Here is a 16,627-nt window from a genome sequence, read left to right on the forward strand (position 1 = left end):
CTAAATTAGCAGCATCGTGCTTGAATGCGACTGAATAAGTTGTTCGAGCTTTTTTCATTATGTACACCATTTTGATATTAAGAGTATTTTATCCTATTTAGGTGTACAAGTTCATTAAGCCACAACATAGCATGGACAAAAGGGTTTGTGCCGTTAAACAGATAACTTTTTGTGGTGAGGGCAACGTCAGTTGTCCTACTAACATAAAAGCATATTGGATCAGTTGAAGTTGTTTCTTCTCATGTCCTCGTAATAAACCATAATCACGAACTCGCCTTAATCTTTTCGGTATTGTAATGAACGACAACCCAACCCCATCATTCCCTACAGTGAATGCCCGCGAGGGCGATAGGGAATCTACTTACAGTATTTGTTTAATGTGCCATGACATACTACTGTATTATTGAATGAAACAAGATGAGTAATGAAAGTTTAATTGGATTCAGTTCAGATATTTTATTTTTAATATCTATTTAGGCGTTAAAAATCATGTAGAAATGTAGATCGATGTAAAATTAGCTATTAGTCTAATTTCAAATACTATATTGAAGAAATAAACATGAATAAGTCAATCCCGATATTAACGCCTCTACGTGGTATTGCTGCTATCTGTGTGGCTTTTTTTCACGCTAGACTAGTTATCTTTCCACAATGGAAAGATACGTTAATTGAATATACTCATTTTTTAGAAAACAGTTACTTATGGGTTGATTTATTCTTCATCCTAAGTGGTTTCGTTATCATGCACGTTTATCAAAATACTTTTTTCAAAGGGATTAATTTCTATAATTGGAGCAAGTTTATAGGACTGCGTTTTTCTCGAATTTATCCTCTGTTCCTTGTTACATTATTGGTTTTAGTAGCTTGGGAGACCTTTAAATATATGGCAAATATTGGCTTCTATGGCGGAGCATTATTTGATGGTTGGGGGATGTCTGGTATTCCTGCTTTCCATGGGCCATTTAATCGTGGTGACGCTCTCATACCAAATATCATGATGCTACAAGGTGTTCTTGAAAAAGATCTTTCATGGAATATTTCATCATGGTCATTAAGTGTTGAATGGTTAAGTTATATGGTATTTCCTTTTCTTGTGCCTGTTTTGATGCAAAAGAAGGTTTCTTTAGCGATCCCCGTTTTATTTATCATATCTTTAGTTGCTATTAATTCTCACCATGGATCACTTGATATTACTGGTGGTGTACTAGCATATCTTAGAGCTTTATCAAGCTTTGCATTAGGTACTTGGATGTGCACCATTACCTTGTCGGAAAAAACGAAAGAACGTATTAATAGTGATATGTTACTGTTAGTAATCTTCTTAATGTGTATATATGCATTACATTTACCAGCACTACCCTTTAATGATGTGTTCATTATTATAGTATTTGCCTTACTTGTTTTTATCTCGGCGCAACAACAACAACGTAATTCCGTCATTTTTAAATTATTTGAGAACAAAGTTACTCAATTTTTAGGTGATATATCTTATTCACTTTATCTCTGGCATGCCGTTATTTTGCTCGTTGGTATTGAAATTATAAACCTCCTTTTACCGCAACAATTGGTATTGTGGCATCTCCAAATAAGCTGGATACCAGCCATAGTTGGTGGTTTTTTTTATATGGCAGTTGTTTTGGTAATATCAACATTTAGCTATTATTATTTAGAAAAACCAGCAATGAGGGGTTTACGTCAATTTTTTCAGCGTTCAGAGATGATAACTCAATAAATATTATTTGGGCTGATTACCGTCGGATGCCCACGAGGGCGATAGGGAATCTACTCACAGCGCATTGGGTTTTTAACGTAAATATATAGCAGTTCTATATTCTTTGTTGTTTTGGTTACTCTAAATATATTTTTGAGTAACATCACAAAACAGAACTGTGTTTATATACAGTATTTAATGTGTGATTATGATGACTGGATCTCTATTTTTCTCTATCCATTAACTAACGGTATTTTACTATGTCAGATTCAAAAGCAAGTTGCCTTTGTGGTGCGGTAAAAATTGTTGCAGCAGACGTTAATCCTAAGTTTTCAGTGTGCCATTGCCAATCATGCCGAACATGGGGTGGTGCGCCATTTTTTGCTGTTCAATGTGGTACTCAAGTAACCTTTGAAGGTGAAGAGAACATCAAAATATATCCCTCATCAGCTTGGGCTTCGCGCGGTTTTTGCACTGAATGTGGCACTCATTTATTCTATAAAGTAAAAGCCAGCGGTGAATATAATATGCCTGTCGGTCTGTTCCCTGATATAAAAGGGCTAACAATGGATATGCAGTATTTCAGCGATGCTCGCCCTAGTTATTATTGCTTTACTAATCAAACCAAAGAAATGACAACCGCTGAAATCATGGCGTACTTTGCCGATAAAATGTAATTGAGGTGGAGTGGAGCTAACTTGTTTATGGCCCTGACCTTGCTAAAGATTCGACGCATTCAGTTAGCTCTTGTTTATAAATAAAATGGTTGCAGATAAATGGCTGGGGCAGCCAATGCGTCTATTTAATTTATAGGAAAATTTTCAATCCATTCGAGTAATAAAAGTTTGCTCGTCATTCACAAAAGCCACAAAACCGCCGTGATAAATAAATACTCGACCACGTCCCTCAACTAGACAGGCAAGTTGTGGGTCTAAATCCGCTTCGTTATTCTGGCTTTGAAATGTTCCTGTGTCGGTGATTACACCGCTGAGTGTAGGCAAATATCCATAACTACGCTTGGCTTGATCAATCAGGCTTAATTCGCTGGTGGTAGAGAAGCAACCGGGGATCGCACCAGCTTCTTCGATAAATAAAGTTTTCAGTTCTTCAAAAGCTGTAATCACTAGCCAGTCGATATCGTTAACGTGATGGATAAACATAGAGTTTCTCGGTAATTTTGATACGGAGATTCTATCATTATCAGAGGTTGAATGTAGTAGGGACTTAGTTGAAAAACAAAGGATAGCCATAACCTTGCACATCAACCATGAGCTACTATATTAAAATATCTTTGATTTTGAAATAGGCTAGGGGGAGCTGGTGGCTATTCCCTGGGTGTTTATCAGTCGTTAATTCTGATGATAATAATGCCATAAAAATAGTGAGCCAACACTTCGCCACGGTGCCCAATGCGTTACCATCTCACGAGCTTCTTTTGGGGTTGGTTTTGATGCTAATCCTTTTAGTTTTTGCAAACCTAAAAGGATACCTAAGTCATCGGCAGGAAAAATATCATGTCGGTCTAAAGCAAACATTAAGTAGATCTCTGCGCTCCAGCGACCAAGGCCTCGCATGTTAATGATGGTTTTGATTGCACGTTCATCATCAAGGTGCTGCAATCCATCTATATCAAAATTGCCTTCTACTGCTGCGGTTGCAATACCTTGTGTATATTCAATTTTTCGGTGTGATAAGCCTGCATCTCTTAATGATTGCGTTGAAATTTGAATAAATTGTTCTGGAGTGCAAGCTGGCATTAACGCTAATACTCGATCAGTGATTGTGATCGCCACTTTAGTCGATAATTGTTGACTAATAATAGTAAAAAGGAAAGCTTCAAACCCTTGAGGGTAAGTGCGACCATCAGGCAAACCATATTGCTTAACGGCTTGTGCTATATCTTGATCGATAAGGCTTAATGCTTCTATTCCTTGGTGTATTAATTTCTTATCCATAATCGTTAATCTCAATCTAGAAATATAAATATTCAAAGGTTATCGTCCAAATTATGATGATTAGATGTTGTTGATGCAACTCATCGTTGATATATCTCTATGTGGATAAGGATAAAGCATATAACAAGGAGTAAACATGCATATGGAAACACAGCGCCTTATTCTTCGGCAATGGAAGCCGAATGACTATCGTGTTTATGCTCAGTTGAACGCAGATCCTCAAGTAATGCGCTATTTCCCTGCAATATTGTCCAATAATGAAAGCGATGCACAAGCTTCTAGAATAGAAGAACTTATAGCACAACGTGGATGGGGATTTTGGGCGGTGGAACTAAAATCAACCGGGAAGTTTATTGGGTTTGTGGGGCTACATAGTCAAGATGAAACTAGTGGCATTCCTAATGCTCCCTTTATCGAAATAGGTTGGCGATTATCAGCTGAATATTGGGGATTAGGTTATGCGTCTGAAGCGGCAACAAAAGCATTACAGTTTGCTTTTGAGGTTCTTAAAGCCCCGTCAGTTTTTGCTTTCACTGCTTTGCAGAATCAGCCGTTCGCAACGGGTTATGGCTAAAATCGGAATGAAAAATACACGGCAGGATTTTAATCATCCTAAATTGGATCAAGGACATCGGTTAGAGCGACACTGCTTATATACAATTACTCAGCAACAGTGGCTAGCGATTGTTAATCAGCCCGATTAATGAAACTTACACTGTGTTGTGGTAATGAGCGTCGTGATAACAAAGGAAAGAGCCCATGATTTTATACCAATCAACCCGTGATTTATCAGCGTCAGCGCAGATCACATATAACAATATGCGTACCTATTATGAGCATTATGCTGTTAATTGGGAGCAACCAACAATAGTAGAGCAAATCGCCGGGTTAGAAAATTGGGACATAGTGTGTGATGGTGAAGTGGTAGGTGCTATTCGATTAGCTGTTGGTGACGACGAATGCTATTTACGCGATCTTCAAGTTAGCGCTCAATATCAAAATCAAGGTATTGGTGCTCAAGCTATTACGGAGTCTGTTCGATTAGCACGTGAATATGGTGTAAATCAGTTGAGGTTAAGAGTGTTTAAAATCAGTCCTGCTTATCACTTATATACTCGATGTGGTTTTACCATTGCGAGCGAAGATGACCGCTTTTTTAATATGATTCAGAATATTACGTAATAGTCGACGGTATAATAGTTGTTAATCAGCTGTACATCATACAAATGTTAGTATTATAAAATGTGAGGGATTGAAGTGTTAATCCTCAAGCCGACTAAACTTAATACGAAAGTTCTTATCCTGAGGTTGTTATGAAAGTAATGTTATTGTTGATGTTGTCTATTTTATCTTTTCAAGCATCAGCACAAGAGGCTTATGTTTGTAAAAATGGTACAGCAGAGCGCACTGTTGAAGTCGTTTATAGTCAACCGGGTAACAAAGTACCTTGTGATGTGCAATATATAAAATCGAGCGGTAGCCAAGTGTTATGGAGTGCAAACCATGAGGTCGGTTATTGTGAAAGTAAAGCTCAAGCATTTGCCACCAAACTAGGTACGCTAGGTTGGACTTGCTCTAAAGTAAACAATGTTGCAGCAGAGCAGCCATTAACTGAATAAGGCTGTGAAATTGCTTAAACGGATTAAAATGCTAACCTTTTAATCCGTTTAGTTTTTTAGGTTTATTATTGTTGTTGGTTGTTGATATAACGCCGTTCTTAATCCATAGGTTTTCCCTATTAGCTTAATCAGTAAAAACAGCTTTTGTTTTGAGAATGATAAGGATAGATTAAATAGCAATAGTTTAGAATTAGATTCGGAAATTCATTATGACAACCATGACAACTCGCTGCCCACATTGTAAAGTATTGAACCGTTTACCCCTTGATCGTGTAAACGATGAAGCGACATGTGGAACTTGTAAAGAAAAATTACTTGATGGTATGCCAATTGAAGGTACTGCTGATAACTTTGCAAACCTAATTAATGGTGATAAACCTGTTGTTGTCGATTTTTGGGCCCCTTGGTGTAGTCCATGCGTAGGTTTTGCTCCTGTATTTGCTGATGTGGCGAATGAACGTAGTGGTGCTGCTCGTTTCGTTAAAATCGATACAGAAGCGCAACAAGCATTGGCTGGCCAATACCGCATTCGTAGTATTCCAACCATTATGGTGTTTAAAGGCGGTAAAATGGTCGACATGCTCAATGGTGCCATGCCTAAAACTGCATTTGATCAATGGCTAAACACCGCATTAACTAAATAATTACCAATGGCAGTATTTGCTGGTGGTATTTTTAATTCTTAAAGCCTAGTTATATCAAAGTAACTGGGCTTTTTTGTGCGCATTTTTTAAGGAAAAGGTTAAGGAAAGCAGTATTTAGCATATTATTTGTGCTAATTATGTATAAATGTAAAAAAACACTATACTAAATTTTTAATGTGACCAAGATCTCTATATACTCTCGCCTCGGCCAGAACAATTACGTTCAGCCACCTTATTACAAGCTGTCACTAGGATATGTGAACGACCCACGGAGTTGGACCGGCGTTAACTATAGCTTGTTAATTTAGGTGACTTGTATGTTGTACCATTGGACGAACACCCCTTTAGTTATTTACGCATATTGGCGTAATATCCATCTTTTGTTGATCCTTCAGCAAATGTTTTTCCGATGCCACAACACAATCAATACCTACATTATTCGCAACACAATAGGACGAAATAATGCAGTTGTTAATTAGTTTGGCCGGTATTGTCGTACTGGTTTTATTCGCAATTTTACTTTCAGATAACCGCAAAGCTATCAACTGGCGCACTGTGCTGGGTGCTTTAGTATTACAAGCGGGTTTTGCTGCATTGGTATTGTATGTGCCTCTTGGTCAAAAAATGCTTGGCGCTATGAGCCATGGTATTGCTGGCCTATTGAGCTTTGCTGATGTTGGTATTCAGTTTGTTTTCGGTGATTTGTCTAATATTGAAAAAAGCGGTTTTGTGTTTGCGATCCGTGTATTGCCATTGGTGATCTTTATTAGTGCCTTAATTTCACTGTTGTACTACTTCGGTATTATGCAATGGGTAATTAAAGTGTTGGGTGGCGGTATTCAAAAACTATTGGGTACTAGCCGTGCGGAATCATTAGTCGCGACGGGTAATATCTTTTTATCGCAGGGTGAATCACCATTATTGGTACGTCCATTCTTAGCTAAAATGACCCGCTCTGAACTTTTCGTTGTAATGACATGTGGCATGGCATCTGTTGCGGGTTCAGTTTTAGGTGGTTATGCAGGCTTAGGTGTTGATCTTAAATTTTTGATTGCAGCTAGCTTTATGGCCGCACCTGGTGGTTTGTTAATGGCTAAGATTTTAGTGCCTGAACAACAAGTACCAGAAGAACAAGTTGAAATCGAGATGGCGACCAGTGAGCACAGTAATGCGATTGATGCATTGGCTGCGGGCGCAATGAATGGTATGAAAGTCTCAGTTGCAATTGGTACGATGCTAATTGCGTTTGTGAGTGTGATTGCAATGGCGAATGCTGGCCTTGAGCAAGTGGGTTATGGTCTTGCGAGTTTAACGTCTGCAATTGGTATGGATACCGCATCACAATGGTTTGCAACTACGCCACTGAGCATGCAACTTATTCTGGGTTATATCTTTTCACCATTAGCGTTTGTTATTGGCGTGCCAACTCATGAAATGATGGCTGCGGGTACCTTCATTGGTGAAAAACTGATTCTTAATGAATTTGTTGCCTTTATGGATTTTGCATCGGTAAAAGAAACATTATCACAACATACTCAAGTTATTATTACCTTTGCATTATGTGGCTTTGCTAATATTGGCTCTATTGCGATTCAGATCGGTTCTATTGGTGTTATGGCACCAGAGCGTCGTAGTGATGTTGCTAAATTGGGCTTTAAAGCAGTAATGGCGGCAACGTTAGCAAACTTAATGAGTGCTACGCTAGCGGGTATTTTCGTTACGTTATAATCGAGATGTAACAAGTTAATCAAGCTAGAAATAGCGTAAGAACAAAGCCGTAGCAATGGTTGTTGCTACGGCTTTGTTGTATTTATTGATGGGGGTTTTCAGTCGCTACTTATCAAATTGCTTGATTAAGACTGAGGTATCAGCGCGATTAAATCCACGCTGTTGTAGCTTTTCATATTCGCTATCAACTTGTTTTGCTAATGGTAATGCCACGTTAAGTTTTTCTGCCGCATCAAAGCAGATAGCGAGATCTTTACGCATCCAATCAATAGCAAAGCCAAAATCAAACGAATCAGCCGCCATGGTTTGCGCTCGATTTTCTAATTGCCATGAGCCAGCAGCACCGTGCTTTAATACTTCGGTCATGGTGTGAATATCAAGCCCTGCTGCTTTCGCAAGTGTTACCGCTTCGGATAAGCCCTGTAATACACCTGCGATACATAACTGATTAGCCATTTTTGTTATTTGGCCATAACCTGTTTCGCCCATTAATGTTGTTGCTTTTGCATATTGTGAAATAGCATGTTTGGCTTTATTAAATACTGCTTCATTGCCGCCAACCATAACGGTTAAACAACCATTAATCGCACCAGCTTCACCGCCTGAGACGGGAGCATCTAAAAAGTCACAGCCAATAGCATGTGCGGCATCAGCAATTTCACGCGCCACATCGGCTGATGCCGTGGTATGGTCGACCAAAATAGCTCCCGGCTTTGCGGTGACTAAAATTCCCTGTTGACCTTTATAAATTTCACGGACGTCATCATCATTGCCTACACAAGTGAAAATAATGTCAGCATTTGTTACCGCGTCACAAGGTGTGAGGGCAATAGTGCCATTATATTCTTGAGTCCAAGCGTCGGCTTTTGCTTGAGTTCGATTATAAACAGTTACATGGTAACCCGCTTTGGCAAGGTGGCCGGCCATCGAATAGCCCATAGTTCCAAGCCCTAAAAAAGCAACGTTTGCTGTCATCGTTAATACTTCCTTGATTTTAATTGTGAGCAGTTTGTAACATCATAACAGACTGCATTATTGCGTAAATAGCTATACCTTGTATGTGTTTTATGTAAATAAGTGAGGTTTATCAATAGGATTAATTATTTGAAATTAATCGCTTGTAACAATTTGTGTTGGCAATTATCATAACACTCACTTTTATTTTATGGATTGGTTTAGTCAAACCTAATGTTGACAGGTGTGTTACGTATAATGTTATTGGTGTTATGTCTAGGAGCAAGTTCATTTGCTTCGGCATCGACACATACAAACATTATGCATTTCACCTCGACCAGTCCTGTATATACGGATGTTCTTGAAGCACCAGTACTTAACCTAAAGGTGGTTAATGCTACAAAGGTGACGATAGAGACTGCGAGTTATATTGATCGTGCTCTGCATCATGAGACGAATCAAACGCCGACACAAAAACATCCAACGGATCGCTATGTAAGTAATAATGGTTTACCCGTTTCTTTTTATAACACGCGATTAGTATGGAATTTTCCATCACCAACCAATCTTAAATTGCCACCTCATAGTGGTAAGCATCATCGTGTTGAAGTGATTAATTTACAAAATATGATTAATACTTCGACACGATCGTTGAATAGTTTTTATCATAGTGCTGATGAAATTGCGCCGACATTTGAATTAGCCTTTGAATTCCCCTTACTCCCTATACCTATGCTTGCCATTGGGTATGCCGAGCCCCTCAGCCCACAAAGTGATTGGATTTTAAATATAAAACCCTCATCATCACGCGTATCTGGCTGGAAAGACTCAAATTTACTCTATTCACATTACGGACATTCGTTCGTTACCGCATAAGACATTACGGGCACTTATGTCATTTATGGCATGGTGTGCTTTACTTAGTGATGTTGCTTTCATCGACACATAAAACGTTTTATTAATTTATGTATTAAATCTATCAATAGCTATTATTAATACTCAATATTATCGGCTGTGAATATGGTAATAACGGGTTGCTTTCTCAAATTCCATGAGAAAAGTTAATAATAATTATTGATGTGTTATCGGTCGCAACAATATGATTTGTTGCTAGAGATATGGCTTAAAATAATGAGAAAAAAGAATAATAAACAGATTCTGAATCATTACTCAGCATGGAAATATGTTGTGTTAATTGTGACGGTCTCGATTATGTTGCTTAGTGCTATTCCAACATGGTATGGCGAAAATGCAGCAGTACAAATCAGTGCGAAAGGCGGCGCAATGCCAACACCTTTTGAGATTCAACGTGTTCTAAAAGAAAAAGGCATTGAAGCCAAAACTATTGAACAGCAGCCAACTCGTACGATTGTGGTGGTTAATTCAACCAAAGAACAAACTAATACTAAAGAAGCGTTAAACAGCATTATTCATAATGAAGACCGCTTAACGTTAGCATTAGAACCTGCGGCACCAAAATGGCTATTAGGCCTAGGTTTTGAGCCTATTAAGTTAGGTCTTGATTTACGTGGTGGTGTTCAGTTCTTACTTGATGTCGATATGAAAGAAGTTTACAAGCAGCATGCACAGCAGCTGACTGACGATCTTCGTAGTGATTTCCGTAAGCAAGATATTCGTGCTGCACGTTCAGAAATGACCACTAACAACCAAGTTATTGTGCGTCTGCCAACTGAAGAAGCGAATGATAAGATTCGCACATACCTTCGTACCCAATACCCACAATGGCAAGCGAAGAATGGCGAAGGCAATAATTTAGTATTGTCTATGCGTGAAGATGAGCAAACTAACCTGCGTAACCTAACCGTACAGCAGAACTTGCAAACGATGCGTGGCCGTATTGAGCAGCTTGGTATTACTGAAGCGTCTGTACAGCGTCAAGGTGAAAACCGTATTCGTATCGAGCTTCCTGGTGTTCAAGATCCAGCTGCTGCGAAAAATGTTATCGGTGCAACGGCAAGTTTGGCTTTCTATGCTGTTAAGCAAGAGGGCACTGGTAGCACCATGATCATTGACGACAAAGATGGCCGTCCTGTACGTGTTAGCCGTAAGCCTGTATTAACGGGTGATCACATTATCGATGCTCGTGCGAGTATGGGTGAGATGGGTACGCCTGAGGTTAATATTACCTTAGACAGTGCTGGTGGCAGCATGATGTCAGACTTCTCTCGTAATAACGTAGGTCAGCCAATGGCGACTTCGTTTAGCGAATATACTCGTAACGCGAAAGGTCAAACAGTACAAACCAACAAGATCATCAGTGTTGCAACCATTCAAACTCAGTTAGGTAGTCGTTTCCGTATTACGGGTGCGGGTTCACTAGCTGATGCACAACAATTAGCATTACTACTACGTGCAGGTTCATTAACTGCGCCAGTAACTATCGTTGAAGAGCGCACAATTGGTCCAACATTGGGTGCTGAAAATATTAAAAATGGTTTCGCAGCGTTAGCGCTAGGTTTAGGTGTGACATTAGTCTTTATGGCATTGTGGTACCGTCGTCTAGGTTGGGTTGCAAATATTGCGTTGATCACGAACATGATCATGCTATTCGGTTTACTTGCTTTGATTCCTGGTGCGGTATTAACCTTACCGGGTATTGCTGGTCTGGTATTAACCGTGGGTATGGCGGTGGATACCAACGTGCTTATTTTTGAACGTATTCGCGATATGGTTCGAGATGGGCGCAGTTTTGCTCAAGCGATTGATCGTGGTTTCAGTAGTGCATTTGGTACTATTTTCGATGCCAACTTTACAACAATGATCACCGCAGTGGTTCTTTACTCTATTGGTAATGGTCCAATTCAAGGCTTTGCATTGACGTTAGGTCTAGGTCTTCTAACCAGTATGTTCACTGGTATATTTACTTCCCGCGCCATTATTAACTTGGTTTGGGGTCGTGATTCTCGTCGAGATGTAAGGGTTTAACGCAATGAAAAATTGGATTATTACAAACTTAACTAAATTGCGTTATATGACAGGTATTGTGTCAATTGCGCTAATGGTTATCTCGATCAGTTTCATCTGTATTCGTGGTTTAAACTGGGGTCTTGATTTTACTGGCGGTGTTGTTAGTGAAGTACAGATGAACAGCCAAATCACCAGCAGTGAAATTGAACCACTGATGGATGCGGGCTTTAAGCAAGATGTTGTAGTAATAGCCGCTGATGAACCTGGCCGTTGGATTCTACGTTATGCTGTTCCACCAAAAGGTGTAACGTACCCAGACATCACGCAAGTACTTGATCCGCTACATGCACAAGTACAAGTCTTAAATACCAGTATTGTTGGCCCGCAAGTGGGTGCTGAAATGGCATCTCAAGGTGGTTTAGCATTACTTGTAACAATGCTTTGTATTCTAGGTTATCTAAGCTACCGTTTTGAATGGCGTCTTGCTGCGGGTGCATTACTTGCCCTAATGCACGATGTTATTTTAGCTGTTGGTTTCTTTGCTATGACGCAAATGGAATTTAACTTAACCGTACTAGCCGCTATCTTAGCTATCTTGGGTTATTCATTGAATGACTCGATTGTTATTGCCGACCGTATTCGTGAACTTCTGATTGCGAAACCAAAGCAAGACATTGAAGCAACCAACAACGAAGCGATTATTGCAACGTTCTCACGTACGATGGTGACATCAGGTACAACGTTGATGACGATCAGCTCATTATGGTTATTGGGTGGTGCGTCGCTACAGGGCTTCTCAATTGCGATGTTTATTGGTGTGTTAACCGGTACATGGTCATCAATTTCAGTAGGTACATTACTTCCTGAATTTGTAGGTTTAAAACCTGAACACTACCTACCAAAACCTGAGTCACAAGATCCTTAATCGTTAACGATATTTTATTAACGATAAGTAATAAGCCAGCCGCCAGCAGTAATGTTGGCGGTTTTTTTTGCATTAGCTCAAAGAGATGGGTTTATTTTCAGTGATAAATATAATTTATTGCTACACTGAGAAGAGTTAAATAAGCATGGTAAAGGAGATAACATGCAACCTAAAATAATAGCTATTTGTAGCATGGCACTATTCGTTGTTGGCTGTACACATACTGATGACGGTGAAATGCGATTTTTACCCGACGAATATATAAGTGACGTTAAGTACAACAGCATTTATCACTATGGCTATAATCAAGGCTGTGAGTCGGCTCTTGCTAAGGCAAACGTTGCTGGATATAGCCACATTCAAGACATGACGTTAGAGAATAGATCGAAGCAGTTTACTGATGGCTGGCAGCAGGGATATTCTGCTTGTGAAGCAGGAAAAGAAATCATGCTATATAATTTATCGAAAACACAGTAAAGCTTTCGATGCACGTCACTTTTTTATAAATTAAGATTTGTTTTATAACTAAATAATGTTTATTATAACCAACAAGAAGCATATGTATTGTTGGTTTTAATTACGTTTAGTAATTAGACATTTCATAATGAAAGAAATTAAAAAAACAGACCATATGATCTGTTTTTATTATAAATGCAAACTAGCCTAAGTTTTCATTATTATTTTAATTGTTTATGCTGCAAGAGACGTTACTTTTTGATTATTAAACCCAATATGAGTCACAATATTAATTTCTGGCAATAATAAATAGTTGTCTAAATTATTATTGTTTAATTCAACGACAATTTGTAAATGGTATTCAGTAATCTCCTTAAGGTATGAATAACAATTTATAGTATTACTACACTTTAATTGTTTATAGCATCCTTCTTTTTCGTATACCCAAGCATTATATGTGCACTTATCACGTTCTATTTGTGCGATAAATTCCGCAATATTTTTCATACTTAATCCCTTAATGAACCAATCTATGCTATAGACATTATTAGTATGCAGTAAAGTAACCAAACTAAAACTACATATTGATAGTTAATATAGATAATGTGATGTAGATAAGTGTTTTGAAGTAATAATGATGCTTGCAAACAACTTCTATTAAAATAATTTAAGATTAAATGAATATAATCTTAGGTATACTTATTAATGTTTTTAAGTATTTTATAAAATTCAAAATAATATAATTTATAGGATTGAAATGGCAGAGTTACAAACACGTTGTTATTGGGCAAATCATTCAAATATAGAAAGCCAATATCATGATGAAGAATGGGGGAAAGTGCATAAAGATGACCGCTATTTATTTGAGTTTTTAACATTGGAAGGCGCTCAGGCTGGGCTTAATTGGTATACTATTTTAAAAAAACGCGCGAGTTATAATGAAGCTTTTGAGAATTATGATATTGATAAGCTTGCTGCCTATAGCGATCAAGAAATTGAATCACGCATAACGACAATCGTTGAGAGTTATGATGTTGTTCGGCACCGCAGTAAGTTACGCTCGGTGTTTACAAATGCACGTGCTGCACAAGCCTTACAACGTCAGTACGGCAATTTAGCAACGCCACTCTGGCAGTTTGTTCATAATGAGCCTCAAATCAACCAGTGGTTATCACAAGATCAGGTTCCCACGACGACCGCAACCTCACAGGCACTGAGTCAATTTCTAAAGCAGCATGGATTTAAATTTATTGGCAATATAACTTGTTATGCTTTTATGCAAGCGGTGGGAATGGTGAATGATCATACAATTGATTGTCATTGTTATCATGGTATTTCAAATGACACAATAAAGTCGCTATAAATATAAAAAAGATCACATTTAATGGGCTAAATTCGTTATCATAATCGAATCCATTCTTCCTTTTTTATGGGGCGTTATGTCTACAACGGCAGTGAAGTTAATTCAGAAAGTTACCTGGGTCGGATCTATTGCAAACATTGCTTTAGCATTTATAAAAATTACGATAGGTAAACTTACTGGCAGTCAGGCACTTATTGCCGATGGTGTACACAGTTTCTCTGATTTAGTAACAGATACGGCAATTTTGATTGGCTCTCGTTACTGGACGGCACCAGCAGATAAAGAACACCCTTATGGTCATGGTCGGTTTGAAACGTTAACTAATATTTTTATAGGTGTTATTTTAGCGCTTGTGGGACTTGGTATTGGCTGGGATTCCTTGCATTCAATAAATACTGAGTCACATTTACAGCCAGGAATATTAGCATTTAGTGCGGCTGTAGTGTCTATTGTTGTCAAAGAAGTACTGTATCGTTGGACTGTTATTCAAGCTAAAAAAATTAATAGTCGCGCTCTATATGCAAATGCTTGGCACCATCGTTCAGATGCATTGAGTTCATTGCCTGTTGCGATTGCTGTTATTGCTAATTACTTTTTCCCAACATTTCATTATTTAGATCAAATTGCGGCATTAATCGTTACAGCAATGATATTAAAAGCCTCGTTTGATATATTATGGCCTGCAATTTTAGAGTTGACTGAAGCTAAAGCAGATTCTGATATTGAAAAACAAATTCAAGCATATGCAGCTGAAGACAAAGATATTAAAGAAGTTCATGAGATAAGAAGTCGTCGTACAGGTAGTATTATTTTGTTAGATTTTCATTTACTGGTTGATCCTGAAATGACCGTTGATCGTGCACATAATATTACTGAGAACTTTAAAACACATTTATTAAATGAATTAGATGAAGTTGCCGATATTATTATTCATATTGAGCCATACAATTGTCAGGAGAGAAAGCTAAATCCGTGTTGTGATGATTGTGATCAGTTGAAGAAATAAAATCAGTAACAAGACCGTGATTAAAGCGGTCTTGTTATTATTTTTCATGATAATAATTATATTAATTAATGGTATTTTGTAGCCAATAAGCAATATCCATTAATACGTCATTATATTGTGGATATTCTATAGCAAGGTTATCTATGGCCGTATTTATTGCTGTCGCATTATAAGGTAAATTAAGCAATCGTTGTTCTAGCAACTCCAATGGCATAAGCTCTAAACTGTCGGTGAAGAGTTTCACTTCTGTAATCACACCTTTATTTACATCAAGGTGCAATTCGATACCACCCCAAGTAAAACGTTCATCAATAGTGTGTGTGAATTGGGGCGTATTACCAAAATTCCAATCCCAGCGACTAAATTTCGCGAAGGTTTCAGTAAAGCCCGTTAATTCTGGCACGGCTTGTGGTGAAATATGTTCAATTTTAGCCTGTTCATGATAGTAATCACAAAAGGTCTCAATAATAGCGTCACAAACCATTTGATGATCAATATTTGCGACAATTTGGTTGAGATTAGTGACTCGTGAACGAACGGAAGTGATCCCTTTTGCTGCTAGTTTCTTTTTATCGGGATTGAGGTAATTTGCTAGTCGAGTTAGATCAGCACTGAGCAGTAAGGTACCATGGTGAAAGCCTCTATCCATCGTCTCACGGTAGGCTGAACCTGAAAACTTACGTTCGCCTTCAGTATCCTCAACAACTAAATCATTACGGCCTGTGGCTTTACCGTGTATACCTAGTTTTTTTAATGCGGTCAGTACAATGTCGGTTGAAATCGTTTTATTGTAATCGGGTTTACCAGCCATAAAAGTGAAGTTGGTATTACCAAGATCATGAAAAACAGCACCACCACCACTTTGACGACGAGCTAGCGTAATGCCATCTTGTTCCATTTTTAGAGTGTTACATTCTTTCCATGGATTTTGTGCTCGGCCAATCACAACGGTATTGTCATTACGCCATAAGAATAAGACTTGTTGATGGGGAGACATTGTACGGAAAATAGCATCTTCAACAGCAAGGTTGAACCATGGATTGGTTGAGTCTGAAATCAGCACTCTAATTTTTGAAGACATCACGCATACCTAACTAAATGTGGATGTCATGAATTTACCTTGTCATTTGAAAGAGGTAAAGCAGTCAATACAGAATAGGAAATTTTGTTGGCGAGGAATGTAAAAAAAACCAAATCACACTCATAAACTGGAACAAATGTGATTTGGTAAAATGATTTTAATTATGGTATGTCTAGAGAATCTTGTTGTTTTCTAGATTATGTAATGAGGATAGCATCACATTTTTGATATGCAAATACCGATAATTGCAAGGTAAG

The 16,627-nt window shown here is 38.3% G+C and carries 17 protein-coding genes and 1 pseudogene; 13 read left to right on the plus strand and 5 right to left on the minus strand.

The annotated features are described in order from the left end of the window. Positions 1-559: 559 nt before the first annotated feature. Positions 560-1,732: an acyltransferase gene (locus C9I86_RS09780; RefSeq protein WP_107276244.1), complete on the plus strand. Its 1,173-nt coding sequence runs from the start codon at positions 560-562 to the stop codon at positions 1,730-1,732. A gap of 239 nt (positions 1,733-1,971) precedes the next feature. After that, the gene (locus C9I86_RS09785) at positions 1,972-2,388 is read left to right on the plus strand and encodes a GFA family protein (protein ID WP_107276245.1); all 417 of its coding nucleotides are present in this window, start codon (positions 1,972-1,974) and stop codon (positions 2,386-2,388) included. Between the two features lie 144 nt (positions 2,389-2,532). Here the strand turns inward: C9I86_RS09785 and C9I86_RS09790 are convergent, their stop codons facing one another. Beyond that, positions 2,533-2,871 carry a cytosolic protein gene (locus C9I86_RS09790; RefSeq protein ID WP_107276246.1) on the minus strand — a complete coding sequence of 113 codons (339 nt, stop codon included), beginning with the start codon at positions 2,869-2,871 and terminating at the stop codon, positions 2,533-2,535. Between the two features lie 189 nt (positions 2,872-3,060). After that, positions 3,061-3,666, minus strand: coding sequence for a DNA-3-methyladenine glycosylase (locus C9I86_RS09795; protein ID WP_107276247.1), 606 nt, complete (start codon positions 3,664-3,666; stop codon positions 3,061-3,063). Between the two features lie 136 nt (positions 3,667-3,802). Here C9I86_RS09795 and C9I86_RS09800 point away from each other — a divergent pair. From C9I86_RS09800 to C9I86_RS09820, 5 genes and pseudogenes are all read left to right on the plus strand, one after another. Then, a pseudogene (locus C9I86_RS09800) lies at positions 3,803-4,370 on the plus strand (GNAT family N-acetyltransferase). A 55-nt stretch (positions 4,371-4,425) separates the two neighbouring features. Further along, positions 4,426-4,848, plus strand: a complete 423-nt coding sequence (locus tag C9I86_RS09805; RefSeq protein WP_107276248.1) for a GNAT family N-acetyltransferase — start codon at positions 4,426-4,428, stop codon at positions 4,846-4,848. A gap of 131 nt (positions 4,849-4,979) precedes the next feature. Next, a complete protein-coding gene (locus C9I86_RS09810) occupies positions 4,980-5,285 on the plus strand; it encodes a hypothetical protein (protein ID WP_080155678.1) in 306 nt (101 codons plus the stop codon). A 209-nt stretch (positions 5,286-5,494) separates the two neighbouring features. Continuing rightward, complete coding sequence (gene trxC / locus C9I86_RS09815) at positions 5,495-5,929, plus strand: thioredoxin TrxC (protein ID WP_107276249.1); 435 nt, start codon at positions 5,495-5,497, stop codon at positions 5,927-5,929. A gap of 462 nt (positions 5,930-6,391) precedes the next feature. Beyond that, positions 6,392-7,657: a NupC/NupG family nucleoside CNT transporter gene (locus C9I86_RS09820; protein ID WP_080155680.1), complete on the plus strand. Its 1,266-nt coding sequence runs from the start codon at positions 6,392-6,394 to the stop codon at positions 7,655-7,657. A gap of 105 nt (positions 7,658-7,762) precedes the next feature. On the opposite strand, the gene C9I86_RS09825 is transcribed toward C9I86_RS09820, so the two are convergent. Beyond that, entirely contained in the window at positions 7,763-8,632 is an 870-nt protein-coding gene (locus C9I86_RS09825; RefSeq protein WP_080155681.1) for an NAD(P)-dependent oxidoreductase, read from the minus strand. 237 nt (positions 8,633-8,869) lie between these two features. Between C9I86_RS09825 and C9I86_RS09830 the strand changes: the two genes are divergently transcribed. The 4 genes from C9I86_RS09830 (at position 8,870) to C9I86_RS09845 (ending at position 12,941) form a co-directional block, all read left to right on the plus strand. After that, entirely contained in the window at positions 8,870-9,487 is a 618-nt protein-coding gene (locus C9I86_RS09830) for a hypothetical protein (protein WP_144396132.1), read from the plus strand. 255 nt (positions 9,488-9,742) lie between these two features. Continuing rightward, a complete protein-coding gene (gene secD, locus C9I86_RS09835; RefSeq protein WP_080155683.1) occupies positions 9,743-11,557 on the plus strand; it encodes a protein translocase subunit SecD in 1,815 nt (604 codons plus the stop codon). A 4-nt stretch (positions 11,558-11,561) separates the two neighbouring features. Continuing rightward, positions 11,562-12,464 carry a protein translocase subunit SecF gene (gene secF, locus C9I86_RS09840; RefSeq protein ID WP_080155684.1) on the plus strand — a complete coding sequence of 301 codons (903 nt, stop codon included), beginning with the start codon at positions 11,562-11,564 and terminating at the stop codon, positions 12,462-12,464. 162 nt (positions 12,465-12,626) lie between these two features. Beyond that, positions 12,627-12,941, plus strand: a complete 315-nt coding sequence (locus tag C9I86_RS09845; RefSeq protein ID WP_080155685.1) for a hypothetical protein — start codon at positions 12,627-12,629, stop codon at positions 12,939-12,941. A 213-nt stretch (positions 12,942-13,154) separates the two neighbouring features. Here the strand turns inward: C9I86_RS09845 and C9I86_RS09850 are convergent, their stop codons facing one another. After that, complete coding sequence (locus C9I86_RS09850; RefSeq protein ID WP_107276250.1) at positions 13,155-13,427, minus strand: hypothetical protein; 273 nt, start codon at positions 13,425-13,427, stop codon at positions 13,155-13,157. 250 nt (positions 13,428-13,677) lie between these two features. On the opposite strand from C9I86_RS09850, the gene C9I86_RS09855 reads away from it, so the two are divergent. Both C9I86_RS09855 and C9I86_RS09860 read left to right on the plus strand, forming a co-directional pair. Then, on the plus strand, positions 13,678-14,283 hold the full coding sequence (locus C9I86_RS09855; protein ID WP_080155687.1) for a DNA-3-methyladenine glycosylase I: 606 nt from the start codon (positions 13,678-13,680) through the stop codon (positions 14,281-14,283). Positions 14,284-14,359: 76 nt separating this feature from the next. Beyond that, positions 14,360-15,289: a cation diffusion facilitator family transporter gene (locus C9I86_RS09860; protein ID WP_107276251.1), complete on the plus strand. Its 930-nt coding sequence runs from the start codon at positions 14,360-14,362 to the stop codon at positions 15,287-15,289. A 61-nt stretch (positions 15,290-15,350) separates the two neighbouring features. On the opposite strand, the gene C9I86_RS09865 is transcribed toward C9I86_RS09860, so the two are convergent. Continuing rightward, complete coding sequence (locus C9I86_RS09865) at positions 15,351-16,370, minus strand: lipoate--protein ligase (RefSeq protein ID WP_107276252.1); 1,020 nt, start codon at positions 16,368-16,370, stop codon at positions 15,351-15,353. Between the last annotated feature and the right edge of the window lie 257 nt (positions 16,371-16,627).

It is taken from the genome of Photobacterium sp. NCIMB 13483 (genome assembly GCF_003025475.1).
GTDB classification, from domain to species: Bacteria; Pseudomonadota; Gammaproteobacteria; order Enterobacterales; family Vibrionaceae; genus Photobacterium; species Photobacterium piscicola.